This is a genomic window from Streptomyces sp. NPDC051064, assembly GCF_044455985.1.
Lineage (GTDB): Bacteria > Actinomycetota > Actinomycetes > Streptomycetales > Streptomycetaceae > Streptomyces.
Genome location: NZ_JBITFK010000006.1, coordinates 175627 through 188876 on the forward strand (window position 1 = coordinate 175627; position 13250 = coordinate 188876).

16 protein-coding genes are annotated in these 13250 nt (G+C 68.9%); 5 read left to right on the forward strand and 11 right to left on the reverse strand.

Translation table 11 applies throughout. The features are described 5' to 3' along the window. Positions 1-268: 268 nt before the first annotated feature. The 3 genes from ACIBCU_RS22200 to ACIBCU_RS22210 form a co-directional block, all read right to left on the reverse strand. Entirely contained in the window at positions 269-883 is a 615-nt protein-coding gene (locus ACIBCU_RS22200) for a TetR/AcrR family transcriptional regulator (RefSeq protein WP_362930261.1), read from the reverse strand. Next, a complete protein-coding gene (locus ACIBCU_RS22205) occupies positions 883-1731 on the reverse strand; it encodes an oxidoreductase (protein WP_362930259.1) in 849 nt (282 codons plus the stop codon). Before ACIBCU_RS22205 ends, ACIBCU_RS22200 begins: the two co-directional genes overlap by 1 nt. A 391-nt stretch (positions 1732-2122) precedes the next feature. Continuing rightward, positions 2123-2689 carry a rhodanese-like domain-containing protein gene (locus ACIBCU_RS22210; RefSeq protein WP_362930257.1) on the reverse strand — a complete coding sequence of 189 codons (567 nt, stop codon included), beginning with the start codon at positions 2687-2689 and terminating at the stop codon, positions 2123-2125. A gap of 76 nt (positions 2690-2765) precedes the next feature. Between ACIBCU_RS22210 and ACIBCU_RS22215 the strand changes: the two genes are divergently transcribed. Continuing rightward, positions 2766-3047 (forward strand): metal-sensitive transcriptional regulator, encoded by a 282-nt coding sequence (locus ACIBCU_RS22215; protein WP_018845516.1) that lies wholly within the window; start codon positions 2766-2768, stop codon positions 3045-3047. A gap of 29 nt (positions 3048-3076) precedes the next feature. Here ACIBCU_RS22215 and ACIBCU_RS22220 read toward each other — a convergent pair whose 3' ends face one another. The 4 genes from ACIBCU_RS22220 to ACIBCU_RS22235 form a co-directional block, all read right to left on the reverse strand. Continuing rightward, positions 3077-3826: a sulfite exporter TauE/SafE family protein gene (locus ACIBCU_RS22220; RefSeq protein ID WP_362930255.1), complete on the reverse strand. Its 750-nt coding sequence runs from the start codon at positions 3824-3826 to the stop codon at positions 3077-3079. Next, on the reverse strand, positions 3823-4185 hold the full coding sequence (locus tag ACIBCU_RS22225) for a rhodanese-like domain-containing protein (RefSeq protein ID WP_399233304.1): 363 nt from the start codon (positions 4183-4185) through the stop codon (positions 3823-3825). Before ACIBCU_RS22225 ends, ACIBCU_RS22220 begins: the two co-directional genes overlap by 4 nt. 38 nt (positions 4186-4223) lie before the next feature. Continuing rightward, a complete protein-coding gene (locus ACIBCU_RS22230) occupies positions 4224-5600 on the reverse strand; it encodes a rhodanese-like domain-containing protein (RefSeq protein WP_399233306.1) in 1377 nt (458 codons plus the stop codon). Positions 5601-6109: 509 nt separating this feature from the next. Beyond that, positions 6110-6799 (reverse strand): SMI1/KNR4 family protein, encoded by a 690-nt coding sequence (locus ACIBCU_RS22235; protein WP_399233308.1) that lies wholly within the window; start codon positions 6797-6799, stop codon positions 6110-6112. Between the two features lie 140 nt (positions 6800-6939). On the opposite strand from ACIBCU_RS22235, the gene ACIBCU_RS22240 reads away from it, so the two are divergent. Continuing rightward, entirely contained in the window at positions 6940-7407 is a 468-nt protein-coding gene (locus ACIBCU_RS22240; protein WP_362930247.1) for a DUF6228 family protein, read from the forward strand. A gap of 305 nt (positions 7408-7712) precedes the next feature. Here ACIBCU_RS22240 and ACIBCU_RS22245 read toward each other — a convergent pair whose 3' ends face one another. The 3 genes from ACIBCU_RS22245 to ACIBCU_RS22255 form a co-directional block, all read right to left on the reverse strand. Further along, a complete protein-coding gene (locus tag ACIBCU_RS22245; protein ID WP_399233311.1) occupies positions 7713-8795 on the reverse strand; it encodes a protein kinase family protein in 1083 nt (360 codons plus the stop codon). 95 nt (positions 8796-8890) lie between these two features. Continuing rightward, a complete protein-coding gene (locus tag ACIBCU_RS22250; RefSeq protein ID WP_399233898.1) occupies positions 8891-9787 on the reverse strand; it encodes a hypothetical protein in 897 nt (298 codons plus the stop codon). A 33-nt stretch (positions 9788-9820) separates the two neighbouring features. Continuing rightward, positions 9821-10354: a YbhB/YbcL family Raf kinase inhibitor-like protein gene (locus ACIBCU_RS22255; protein WP_399233314.1), complete on the reverse strand. Its 534-nt coding sequence runs from the start codon at positions 10352-10354 to the stop codon at positions 9821-9823. Positions 10355-10451: 97 nt separating this feature from the next. Between ACIBCU_RS22255 and ACIBCU_RS22260 the strand changes: the two genes are divergently transcribed. The 3 genes from ACIBCU_RS22260 to ACIBCU_RS22270 all read left to right on the forward strand — a co-directional run bounded on the left by ACIBCU_RS22260 (position 10452) and on the right by ACIBCU_RS22270 (position 12330). Then, positions 10452-11144 carry a GntR family transcriptional regulator gene (locus tag ACIBCU_RS22260; protein ID WP_399233316.1) on the forward strand — a complete coding sequence of 231 codons (693 nt, stop codon included), beginning with the start codon at positions 10452-10454 and terminating at the stop codon, positions 11142-11144. A gap of 68 nt (positions 11145-11212) precedes the next feature. Continuing rightward, a complete protein-coding gene (locus tag ACIBCU_RS22265; RefSeq protein ID WP_399233318.1) occupies positions 11213-11755 on the forward strand; it encodes a hypothetical protein in 543 nt (180 codons plus the stop codon). A gap of 131 nt (positions 11756-11886) precedes the next feature. Continuing rightward, entirely contained in the window at positions 11887-12330 is a 444-nt protein-coding gene (locus tag ACIBCU_RS22270) for a hypothetical protein (RefSeq protein WP_399233320.1), read from the forward strand. 138 nt (positions 12331-12468) lie between these two features. Here the strand turns inward: ACIBCU_RS22270 and ACIBCU_RS22275 are convergent, their stop codons facing one another. Continuing rightward, a complete protein-coding gene (locus tag ACIBCU_RS22275) occupies positions 12469-13200 on the reverse strand; it encodes an SDR family oxidoreductase (protein ID WP_399233323.1) in 732 nt (243 codons plus the stop codon). Positions 13201-13250: the final 50 nt, after the last annotated feature.

The following is a 13250-nucleotide window of genomic DNA, read 5'->3' on the forward strand; positions in this document are numbered from 1 at the left end:
TCGTAACGTTACCGAACCCGGCTTCGGAGTAGTCGAGTTCGAGTAGGACAGCTTTCTGTCGGGCCGATGCCTCGTCGGGCCCCCTCGATCTCGACGCCCGGACGTCCCCTGGCGGCGTTCTGCTCGTCGTGGCTGCGGTGGTCGGTGCCGTTGAGCGCGAAGTAGCGTAGGGCCGCGAACTACGGCGGTTCTCGATGAGGTTGATCTTGGGCTGGGATGTGCCGGCGCCAGCAGGTCTGCGCCTTCACTTCCACGCCAGATGCCTCATTCAGGTGGCGAGACCGGCGCTGGTCAGCCAGATGTGTTCGCAGGTCGAAGATGCCTTTTGCAACTTCTCGCGGGATTCCTGCGAGGCGTGGTAGAAGGTCCGCTCGATCATCCAGCACAGGGCGCGTGCCATCGCTGAGGCTTGTTCTGGTTCGGTGCCGGCCTGAACGCCGGCTCGTTCCAGGACAGCGGTGATGGCCGTGATGAACAAGTCAGCCGTGTGGCTCCACAGCTTGCCGATCTCCGGCACGGTCAACGACAGGTCGATCGCCGTGCGCATGACCAGACCGTGCTCATCCCACAGCTCAACCGTGCGCTGCATGGCTGCTGCGATGGCCTGGCGCGGCTCGTCGGTCTCCGCAGTGGCCCGGGACCGCTCCCACAGATGCTCAACGGTCCGGGCCACGAGTGCCGTGACCACTTCTTGTTTGGAGCCGAAGTAGAAATACAGGGCGCCGCGTGTGATGCCGGCGCCCTGAGCTATGTCGCCGACAGTCATGGCGTCGTAGCCCTTTTGCACCAGCAGAGCCTCGCAGGTGTCCAGAATGGCCCGCTCCCGGACATCGCCCTTGCGTTCGGTGGCGCGCCGGCTCCGCGCAGAGTGGTGGCTGGGCATCAGAGCTGAGCACCCTCGGCAAAGTCGGTCGTACGGGAGAGGGACTCCCATACGCGGATGTCCTCGTCCACAGCCGTGCGCGCGGCAGTGACCAGTCGCAGTGCATCCGAGCCAAGGACGAGGTGGGCCGGTGGCTGGTCGACCGACGTGATGTGCACGACGGCGTCCCCAGCCTTGGCCGGATTACCCAGCTGATTCCCGCTGGCCTTCTGCCGCGCTTCACGGATAGGGGCGAACAGCTCGTCGTAGTCATCGATGGACTGCGCAGCGCGCGTCATGGACCGTCCGGCCCAGTCGGTGCGGAAGGAGCCGGGCTCGATCGCCGTCACGTGGATCCCGAACTGTGCGACCTCCTTGCCCAGCGCTTCCAGGATGCCTTCCAGAGCGAACTTGCTGCCGCAGTAGGCGGACATGCCGGGCACGGCCATGAGCCCGCCCATGGAAGTGACGGCCATCAGGTGTCCGCGGCGGCGCCGGCGCATGTGGGGCAGTGCTGCCTGCAGGGTGGCCACTGCCCCGAATACGTTGACCTCGAACTGCCGCCGCACCTCGGCCAGCGGGGTTTCCTCGAAGGTGCCCTCCAGGCCGTAGCCGGCGTTGGCGACGACGACATCCAAAGGACCGACGCCCTGCTCTACCTCCGCGACGACACTCGACACGGCGTCGCCGTCAGTCACATCCAGGATGCGGCCGTGAGCGTACCCAGGTTTCAGCCCTTCGAAGACCCGCAGGTCCTCCTCGGAACGGACCGTTCCAACGACGGTGTGCCCGGCGGCCATGGCGGCCTGGGCGAAGGCACGGCCGAGGCCCGTGCTGACGCCGGTGATGAGCCAGTTCTGTTTTTGCATTTGCTCCTCCAGAGGAGACCCGCGAGGGGCTGGGTTGCTCCCTCACCTCTAACTCTACACAACGTCGATTTTTATCGTCGTTGCGTAGACTATGGCGTCACTCACGGCTCCGCCGACCGCCCCGTGGGGATCCTCTCCGAGCGAGAGCAAAGACTGGATGCGCGCAGCCCACTCACAAACGACCGTTCATGAGAGGAGTCCAGTGCGACCGCACCGAGCTTGCCCACCGGCAGGCGGACCCGGCCGCGGTCATCGGGGAGGACGATTTCGGTCCTCGCCGACGACGAGGGGCGACCTGGGCTGACCCAGGCCGCCCAAGGCGTCGGCGATGGCGCGTGGGTGGCGAACCGTAGACGGCTGTGTGCGGCGGCTCACCGGTGTGCTGGCGAAGTCAGCTGATCAGGGCTGCGAGGGTGGCGTCGAGGTCGTCGACATCGGGCTGGTTGTGGGGGAGTTTGGCGAGGATCTTGGCCATGCCGCAGGTATTGGTGAGGGCGGAGAAGACCAAGCCGCCGGCGACGCCCGCGGACAGCCAGCGTGCCGCGTTCCAGCGCTGTCCGGCGGTGAGGCCGGTCAGGACGAGGGTTCCGGCGGCGAGGCGGACCTGGCGGTCCATGGCCCAGGGGGTGCGAGTGCCGGCGGGGCGGGTGGTCTCGTGGCCGAGCTGGGTCCAGGCGGTGGTGCCGCCACCCAGGGTGGCTGCGGCGATGCCCTGATCGGCCAGGCGCCGGCAGGCGGTCGCGGAGCGGGCGCCGGAGGCGCACACGACGAGGAGGTCGCCGCGGTCGGCGGCGGTCTTCAGGGCGGGCAGGGCCGCGTCGAGGTGGTCGAGGGGGATGTTGTGGGCGCCGGGCAGGTGGCCGGAGGCGTATTCGCCGGGGGTGCGGACGTCGATCACGGTCAGCTCGTTCAGGCGGGCGTTGGCCTGGTCGGCGGTGAGGGTGGTGGTGGGTGCCACGGGGGATTTTCCTTTGCTCGGTTGGGGTTACCCCTTCGATAGGATACCCAAGGGGGTATCTCGAAGGAGTGTGGTTGTGGAACTGGCGATGGCGGCTGAGGAACTGAAGACGGTGGTCAACCGGCTGCGCCGGGCGCAGGGCCAGATCGCCGGTGTGATCAAGATGATCGAGGAGGGGCGGGACTGCGAGGACGTGGTCACGCAGCTCGCGGCGGCCTCCCGGGCGTTGGACAAGGCGGGTTTCGCGATCATCGCGACCGGTCTGCAGCACTGCCTGACCGATGCGGACATGGCCGCTTCCGGTGACCGGGAGCAGATGCGTGCCCGTCTGGAGAAGCTGTTCCTTTCTCTGGCCTGAGCGTCACCCCGGCCCCTCGCGGGCCGGGGTCAGGTGAGGGCGTCGATGAGCATGAGGGCGGCCACGGCCAGCAGGACGACGGCGAAGGTGCGTTGCAGCAGGGTGCCGGTGACCTTGGTGGCCAGGCGTTTGCCGTCCCAGGCGCCGAGGATCGCGGCGCCGGTGAAGGGGCCGATGAGCGCCCAGTCGATGCCTGCGGTGGCGGCGCCTCGGGTGGCCAGGGAGGCGAGGGAGTTCGCGGAGATGACCAGCAGGCTGGTGCCGACGGCGGCCTGCATCTCGAAGGCGAGCACACCGACCAGGGCGGGGACGGCGAGGAAGCCTCCGCCGACGCCGAGCAGCCCGGTGAGCGCCCCGAGACCGGCTCCGGTCCCAGCCGCCTTCGCTGGCCGCACCGTCGTGCTGCGGTCGCCGCCGCTGCGGCCGGGCCGCAGCATCTTCACCGCGGCGAGGGCCGCGATGGCGGCGAACGTGGCGGTCAGCAGCGATTGCGGCAGGCGGGATGCGGCGGCACCGGCCGCGGCGGCGGGCAGGAGTCCGGCCGCCGCGAACAGGGCACCGGCCTTCCAGCGGACGTTGCCGGTGCGGGCGTGGGCGTACAGAGCGGTGAGCGAGGTGGCGGTGACGATGATCAGGCTGGCGGTGGTGGCGGCGGCCGGGGTGAAGCCGAGCAGGTAGATCAGCGCCGGGACGGCCAGGACACTGCCGCCCCCGCCGAGCGCGCCGAGCGCGAGCCCGACCACCGCCCCGGCGGCCAGGGCCAGGATCAGCGCGCTCACGCTATGACACCGCCGCCGCTCTGGCCGCCGGTGACCGGCAGGCCCTCACGGGCCCAGGCAGTCATGCCGCCGGTGACGTCGGTGGCCTCCACACCGCGTCCGGCCAGCAGCTTGGCGGCCTGCTGGGAGCGGTTCCCGGAGCGGCAGATCGCCACCACCGGCTTGCCCTGCGCGACGGCCGGGAGCGATGCCCCGGCCGTCAGACGGGACAGCGGCAGGTGCAGCGCGCCGGGAGCGTACCCGGCTTCCCACTCCGGTGTTTCGCGGACGTCCAGCAGCACGGCCTTGCCGTCACTGGTCTGCTGGTGGGCCTGGGCGGGGGTGAGGCGGCCGGGGCCGCGTCGAAGAAACGAGAACATCGTGGATCACCTTCGTGCAGATGGTGCGGAGATGCGTGTCAGCTGGTGTTGCCGGGGCGGGTGAGGGCCAGTCCCGCCTCGGTGGCAGCGTCGAAGCCGTCGTCGACGGCGACCACGTCACGGCCTGCGGCATCCAGCAGGGACGCGGCGATCGCCGCGCGCATCCCGCCGGCGCAGTGCACCCACACCACCCCGTCCGGCACCTCACTGATGCGGCCGTGCAGCTCGTGGATCGGGATGTGGACCGAGCCGTCGATGTAGCCGCCCGCGCGCTCGGCGTCCCTGCGCACGTCGAGGACGACCACGTCGTCACCGCGCTCGCGCACCTGGGCGAGGTCGGCGAAGCGGGCGCGGGGGAAGGAGGCGAGCTGCTCGCCGGCGCGTACCCAGTCGGCCGGGTCGCCGGTGGTGGCGGCGGCCGGGCGGTCGATGCCCACCCGGGCCAGCTCACGCTGCGCGTCGGCGACCTGTTCCGGGGTGTCGGCGAGCAGGGTGACGGGCTTGCCCCACGGGATCAGCCAGGCCAGGTACGTGGCGAGCTTGCCCTCGCCCTCGAAGTTGAACGACCCGGCCACGTGCCCCTCGGCGAACGCCATACGACTGCGCAGGTCCACCACCCACTCACCCGCGGCCAGCCGGGAAGCGATCTCCTCGCCGTCCGCACGCTGGGGCGGGGTCAGGTCGAGCGGCGCGGGGCCGGCGGCGTTGGCCGGGCCCATGTGCGCGTAGTACGCGGGCACGTCCTCCAGCCCGGCGAGCATCTGCGCGACGAAGGTGTCCACGTCCAGGGTCAGCGCGTCGTTGGTCTCGCGCTCCTTGCCGATCGTGCTCGCATCCCCCTCGGCCTGCGAGGAGGAGCAGAAGCTGCCGAACCCGTGCGTGGGCAGCACCGGCACGTCATCGTCCAGCTCGTCGGCCAGCCGGTGCGCGGAGGCGTACTGGGCACGGGCCAGCTGCTCGGTCAGCCTCGGTTCGACCAGGTCCGGGCGGCCCACGCTGCCGATCAGCAGCGACCCGCCGGTGAACGCCGCCACACCACGCCCGTCCTCGGCAAGGGCGTAAGAGGTGTGGTGCGGGGTGTGACCGGGCGTGGCGATCGCCCGCAGTGTGAGGCCCTCGTCCACCGTCACGGTGCCACCGTCGGCGATCGGGGTGCGGGCGAAGGACACGTACGCCCCGGCCGGCACCAGGTACTGGGCGCCGGTGACGCGGGCCAGCTCCAGGCCGCCGGTGACGTAGTCGTTGTGCACGTGGGTCTCGGCGACGTACGCGATGCGCACCCCGCGCCGGGCGGCTGCGGCGATGACCTGATCGATGTCGCGCGGCGGGTCGATGACCACCGCGGCACCGGGGCCGCCGGCCAGGTAGCTGCGGTTGCCCAGACCCTCGAATTCCAGGGTGTCGACGAAGAACACGACTACGACTCCTCTTGAACGGTGTACCCCCCGGGGTATCGGATACCCACCCTAACAGTCATACCCAGGGGGGTATTCCACGGGCGGAAAGCACCCCGCCCTGGCGTCGCCTCCACCTCAATCGGCCACCCACCCGCTCGACAAGGACACCGCCGACATCCTGCGCCGCTGGCTCAAGGTCCGCGCCGGCATCACCCGCCAGCTCGAAGGCAGCGACCCCGGCTACCTCTGGATCCCCACGAAACCTGGCCGTCCGCGGCGGCGAGGAACCACCCAAGCCCGGACTGACCCGGGCCGCCGTACGCACCCTGCACTCCGCGCACCGCAACCTGGTCCTGCAGGTCTTCGGCGCACCACTGCGCCCTGGCGCGCTGCTCCTGTCGCGTCCATGACGGAGCGGCTCACCAAGTCCTGTGGCTGGTGTGACCGAGCGTTGTAGTGACCCGTGTGGACAACAACAACGCTCATCGTCACGACGGCGCAGCGCCGTGCACCCGAGTGCCCCAGTGTCAGGCGTCCGTAGGTGGCTGATGTGCGGTGAGCTCCGCCGTTTGCAGCCAGTCGATGTACCAGCGGGCGAAGGTGACCGGCTTCCCGGCCCGGTCGAGGAGCGGGACGAGGTCGGTGTCATCTGCTCGGCAGTCGGACCAGATGGTGCCGCGGTGGATGCCGCTGATAATCAACCACTCCCTCTGGGCGCAGCCGAGGTGAGAGATCACGATGGCGCCGGCGGTGCGCTCGGGAGCGTACATCAGGGGTTCCCAGCGTTCGTCCCACGCTTCGATGGCGTCGTCGAAGTCCTCTATCTCCTCGAAGTCCTCTTCCTCCGGGCGCACTACGAGAAGTGCTTCAAGGTCTTCGGGGTCCGGGCCGTGGTCGGGAAAGGGCCGGGCAAGCATGGTCAGGTCGGCGAGGTCGGCGCCATCTCCCTCCCAGCGCCAGCGGCCTTGTACGCGGCGGACGGGGAAGAGGCCGTATGCGGGACCCGCGCCGCCTGCGCCCACGGAGGTGAGGAAATTACGGTAGTCATCCGGCAACCGCACACCCATCTGGGCTTCGAGTTCGGCAAGCTCGTCATCTGCCAGCGGGTCTTCCAGAGTCCACCTGTGCCCGAGCGAGCCGAACGTCTTGGCACTCGCCGGTTGGGTACCCAACGCGGCCACGCGCTGACGTACACCGTTCCACTGCTGATCAACCATGCCCAGACGGTACGGGGGACCAGTGACAGCGGGGGCTGTTGGGAACCACCGCAGGCTGACAAGCCACCTCCGAGGTTCAGCCGGCCGACGGCGATGAATCCGAATGACGGCGCACGCAGTCCTGACCTAGCGTTCTACCCATGACCTCTCCCGACGACAGCACTGGGCCCCGTGTGACGATCCGCTGCCAGGCCAATGCGTCCATCGGTGTGGCGTTCTGCGACCGGTTCAGCTTCGACGCAGACTCTGTGCACTATGCCGTCGAGCTGGAGGCCCCGGGTCTGACCGCTCGCGTCAACGAGGTCGTCGCCTGGATCTGGGACAGGGATCTCGCCCCGTTCCTGGAAGGGCTCGCCGCCGACTACCGAGGATGGGACGGCGAACGGAGCTGGCAGACCAATGACCGGGACTTGGCCGTGACGGCCGTCTTCCGCTCCGGCGGGTACGTCGGACTGACCTGGACCTTGCACCCATGGCCGAAGGCCGCGGGCGGCTGGGCCGCATCGGTGACCACCTGGCTGGAGGCCGGCGAGCAAATGGCTTCCCTGGCTTCCGACATCCGGCAATTCCTCGCCGGAGAGCAACAGCGCACGTCAACACGCTGCTGATACAGGAGCTCCTGGCCGATCCGAAGTGGGCCGACAAGCTCACCGACGCGGACCGCCGGGCGCTGTCGCCGCTGTTCTGGACCCATGTGAATCCGTACGGCCGGTTCGAGCTGGACATGAACAGCCGCCTGGGGCTTGCGGCTGCGCCAGTGTCTGGCCCACGCAGTCCGCAGAGCGAGGTCACAGCTACAAGTGACCCGAGCTACTGCCGGACGGTCGTAGAGCCCGGGAAGGCGCACCGAGAGGCCATCGGTAGGCAGCGGCCGCGGCAGCCGATGCCGTATTGCCGGAGGCGAGGGCGCGGATCAGCTCGGGGTTGTGGCGCCAGCGCCCAACTGCCGCTCGATCTCCGCGGCTGGGAACGGCGTCTGCTTGCTCTCGGTGAGCAGACGGCGGAAGAAGGAGTCCACGACGACGGTAGGGCGTGCGTGCCGGTCGATGATGGCCGTGATCTCGGGCGGGATGTCGCCAGGTCGCCGGCCCGCGATCCAGTCGTACAGGAAGGCTTCGCGCTCTGTGTCACCGCGCACGCCGTCGAGCAAGTGGTATTGCAGCAGGTGGCTCGCGGTGTAGCAGTGGTCGTACGCGAGGTGGTCCGAGAGGAAGTTGGACTCATCCGCCGAAAGGTCGAAGCGGGAGCTCAGGGCAAGTCCGAAGTCAGCGAAGTAGAGCTGGCGGCCATCGGTCAGGATGTTGCCAAAGTGAGCATCGAAGTGGACAAGTCCGCGAGAAGTCATGAAGGCAGCTCCGCTCATCAGAGCTTCCTCCACCCAGCAGAAGGGCGAGCCGTCCCCGCCTTCCGGCACGGCGGTTTTGCGCTGGCCGGCCAGCCATCCGGCGAGCGTGTGCGGCACGTGCTCCAGGAAGACCACCAGGCTGCACGAGGACTGGCCGATGGCCTCCAGCCGGTCACGAACGGCAGGTGATCCCTCCCAGTGCGCCACGGCTCCCTCCAGGCCCCCGAACTCGTCGGTGAATCCTTCGGGAGGGGAGTCAGGCAGAACCCGCCAGTGGTACATCAGGGGGAATCCCGCATACTCGTCGCCGAGAACCCAGTTCGTGGTCATGGTGTGCACGGCAAGCTCCCGCCAGGCACCGAACCCGGCCGAGCCCACCCCGTACTGGTAGAACATCGGCAGTTCGAAGACGTTCGCGGTCGACCGCGCGTTCTCCGGGCGCAATTCAGTGTCCGTCAAAGGGATCCGCTTGACGAAGACACGCGTTCCGTTGATGTCCAGCTCTGCCGACCTGCCGCCGATGCCCGACCCGAGCGGGGTAGCGGCTGCGACGACCTTCCCGAGCCGGTGGTCGCTCAGCAAGGAGAGCAGAGTGCTCACGGCCCCGTAACCAGCCAGGCGCGCGGCGCGCAGCAAATCCTGGTCCAGCATCGACGGCTCCTCGGTGCCCGAACCAGGGCTTCGGCAACCCCACGTACGACACCGAGCCTACGCTGAGAAGGTCAGCCACTCTTATAAACGACCGTTTACGCGAGATCAGACTGTCCATGAACGGTCTGGAACGTCCCCGCCGCGGTGAACGCGTTGGTGATCGGCGCGATGAGCGAGGCGAAGCGGCGGGCACCCGCGGTGCCGATCGGCGCCCATAGCGCGGCGCAGTGCTCGTCCGTTTCCACTTCGATGCGCTCGCGTGCCGCACTGCCGGCGTCGGTGACAACGCCGTGGGAGTCGAGCCAGCCGCGCGCGACGAGGCGTGCCGTCGCAGCGCTCCACTCCTCGTCGTCCCACTGACGGGTCGCTCGCGCGAGAGCTGTCGGGAGGCGGCCGGTCGCGGTGTGGAGAACGAGGCAGTCGCATGGCCCGAGGCCGTTGTCGGCGAGTACGACGAGATGGGCGTCGCCGCGCCACTCGCGCGCCACCGTGATCTGCTGCCACAGTGCGACAAGAGGATCGGATGGAAGCGGGACCGAGGCGTTCGCGGCGGCGAGCACCTTGCCGGCGTGGTTGGCACTGGCGATGACCGGGTCGATCAGCGAGCGCGCCTCGGCGAGGTGGTCGTCCGTGAGATGTACGTTGACACGCCGCATCGCCCGTCCGGCGGCCAGGAAGCGGGCGGCCTGCCACCGCTCGGGCGACGCGGCGTCCCACACGCCCGCCATGGCCCTCACTGCCCGCGGGCTGAAGTTGTAGAAGGCCGCAAGCGTGACGTGCCACGGGACCGCGCCCATCGCGGCCGACCGGAAGGCCAGATATGCCGGCCCGCGGTCGGTCACGCCGAGCCCGGCCGCCTCCTCGGCGCTCTCGGGGGCAAGGTAGATGAACAGGTGGGCGGCGCTGACGGCGCGGCTGACGTCACGGACGGCGTTGAGGTCCATCGGGCCGTCGCCGGTGCGGGCGGAGTCGGGAAGGGCGTCGAGGTGCATCACGGTGGTGTCTCCGGGAGTCGGGCGGCGCTGTCAGGCGGGTGTTTCGGCAGTGGCGATCAACACGGCGCGTCCGAGGGTGTGACCGGCCATGGTGAAGCCGAGGACGGCCGGTGTGGCGTCGGCCGGAACGCCTGTGACGGGGATGTCGAGGGCGTGCACCACGATGAAGTAACGGTGCGGGCCGTGTCCGGCTGGCGGGGCGGCGCCGATGTAGTGGGCCACGCGGGCATCGTTGGGCAACTGGTAGGCGCCCTCGGGCAGTTGTGAGCCGGTGTCGTCGCCGGCGCCCTCGGGGAGCTCGGTGACGGTGGCGGGGATGTCGGCGACCGCCCAGTGCCAGAACCCGGACCCGGTCGGGGCGTCGGGGTCGTAGACGGTGACGGCATAGCTCTTGGTGCCGTCCGGGGCGCCGCTCCAGGACAGCTGCGGGGATATGTCCTTCCCGCCGGGCAGGCCGGAGGAGTACTGCTCGGGCGGCCACGCGGCGCCCTCGGTGACGGTGGTGCTGGTGACGGTGAACGAGGCCGCCTGGGGGAGGCGGGCGAAGGGGTCGTTGGCAGGCACAGCGGTCGTCCTTTCCGGACGAGAACGTCTTCATCGGCTAATGAATCGACCATAACACGGATAATCGATTATCCGGTGGATCGTCTAGTATGAGCGCATGACTCAGACGGCGCACTCCTCGACCCCGCCGGGGAAGCAGATGCTTTCCGAGCAGGTCTACGCACACCTGCGGGACGCGATCATGCGCGGGGACCATTCCCCTGGCGCTCCCCTCAAGCCGCAGGATCTTGCCAAGGAGCAAGGCGTGAGCCTGGCCGTGGTGCGCGAGGCGCTCGTGCGGGTGGTCGGCGAGGGGCTCGCCGACCGGCTGCCCAACCGCGGTTTCGCAGTCCCGTCCTTCTCCGACCGCCGCTGGCAGGAGATCGCGGAAGCCCGCCGGACCGTCGAACCGGTCGTACTGCGCATGTCCATCGAGCGCGGCGACGTCGACTGGGAGGCCCGTGTGCGGGCCGCCCACCATCGTCTGGTGCGCACTCCGGCGTACGTGCCGGAGGAGGGCGATTACTACACCGGCGCTTGGGCCGAGGCCCATAGGGCCTTCCACCGCACGTTGCTGGAGGGGTGTGGCAACCGCGCACTGCTGGAGACCTTCGACCGGTTGTGGACCGCGAGTGAGCTGGCCCGCCGTTGGTCGGCGCACCGCAACCCCCACCGGGACGGCGCCGAGGAACACCGCAGGCTGGAGGAGGCGGTGCTGGCCCGCGACGCCGACACCGCAGCCGCGGTCCTGGTCCAGCACCTCACCTTGACCGCGGCTGCTCTGACCGACGATTCAGGACGGGCCACCTAGGCTTACGCCACAACAGCGAGGTCGAGGTGGGAATTCATGTCCAGCTCGAACCGGCCGTAAGGGTTCACGTGGGTCCAGAACAACGGGGACAAAGCTCGCCGGTCGGCGTCGGCGTCTGGCTCGAGTATGACGACGGCCACAAGGGAATCCGGGTCCGCGTCCACTCGCTCAAGAAGGGGGACGTCCCGCCGGAAGGCCGGGACAGCGACGCGAAAGGACTCACCTACTTCAGCTTCCGCGTTACGGTCGAGAACCGCGCCGAGGAGTGGTTCATGGTCGAGCTGGAGCGGCGCCACCTCGATGTGCGGGCCGGCAAGGACGGCGACTCCGTCTACCTCGACTACAACTCCCGGGAGATCGAGGGCTTCAAGCTGTACCCGCTGCGCCGAGCCTCAGCGACTTTCCATGCGGCCGCTCCCGCCCGTCGCCTGGACGTCATCGATATCCAGGTCCACATGCGGATCGACGATGAGCCGTCTACTCCGTACGTGTGGGTCGGTGGCGCCGATGTGCCCGAATCCGCCACCAGAACGTCCAAGCGGGCCACCCGCGCCAAGGACTCCCTCGCCAGCGAAGTGAGCAAGTTCCTGGAAGAACAAGGAGATGCGTGACCAACCGCAACGCGCCCGTACCGCGTGGACCGGGTGGTGCAAGCTCTGCACGGACATCCGGCTCCCTCAGGGCCCCGCCGTAGGCGACTGCAAGCCCGACTGCTGGACGTGGCAAGGCAGGTGACCAGGAAATGAACCTCCGCGATCAGGACGACGTCGTCATCGACGCCGAGATCGCCGATGACGAGGGCGCGCTGAGCCTCCTTCATGCTCCGCCCACGCAATTGCTCGTCGACCAGCACACGGTGCTGTATCCGGGGCAGGCCATCCCAACTGCGGCCGATGCCCAGCGGTACACCGAGCGGGACCTGTACGTCAGCCCCGAGACGGCCGAGGTCCTCGAGGCGAAGGACACGACCAACAGCGGCCCGGTGGTGGCGTTCAAGGCGTGGTGCGCCGAGGAAGGCCGCGTAGCCGTGCCGTGCACCACGGCCACGTACACCGAGTACGGCACCCTGCTGATGCGGCGAGGTCTGAAAGTCTCGACGATCAGGAACTACATGTCCCTGATCAAGAGCGCCATGCCTGCCGGGAAGAGGCCCGACAACAGGCCTTTTCCTCGGGAGCCGGGGTGATCATCAATCGCTGGCAGCCTTCTGCGCTTCGCTCCATGTTGGACAGGTGGGCGAAGCCGGGACATCCCCGGTCAGGCCCATCCTCCAAGGAAACGCACGTGGGCGTCGACGAGTTCGCCCAGAGAGACCCGCGAGGCGTCAGCTCTGTGCCGTGGGGCGGACGACGATGTCGCCGACGTCGACGTTCGACGGCTGCTCGATCGCGAAGGCGACAGCGCGGGCGATGTCGTCGGGGGAGAGTGCGAAGTCGACCGCCGGGGCCTGCGACTTGACGGTGGGGCTGGTGACCGAGTCGGCGAACTCCGTCGCGACGTAGCCGGGCGAGATCATGGTGACCCGCAGGTCGGGCCCGGCCTCCTGGCGCAGTCCCTCGGAGACGGTGCGGACTGCGTTCTTCGTCGCCGCGTAGACAGCCTGGTTCGGCACGATGCGCAGCCCGGCGGTCGAGACGACGTTGACGAACTGCCCCCTGCTCTGCTTGCGGAACACGGGGAGCGCTGCCGCGATCCCGTACAGCACGCCGCGGAAGTTGACGTCGATCATCTGATCCCAGTCCTCGACGCGCAGCTCGTCGAACGGCGAGATGGGGCCGATCCCGGCGTTGCTGACGAGGACGTCGAGCGCGCCGTAGTGCCCGCAGGCGTACGCCACCAGGTCCGCGAGGTCTCCGCGGCGACGCACGTCCGTCGTCGTCCAGACGGCCGTGCCGCCATTGGCCTCGATACGGGCGACGAGCGCTTCCAGCCGGTCGCTCCGACGCGCTCCGAGGACGAGCTTCGCACCACGCGACGCGAGGAGCAGCGCGCTCGCCTCGCCGATCCCGCTGCCCGCGCCCGTGATGGCCACCACCTTGCCGTCGATCCCTGTCATGCTCGGCCTCCGATGCTAGAAGTAAGAGGGCTATCACTTATAAAGTAAGT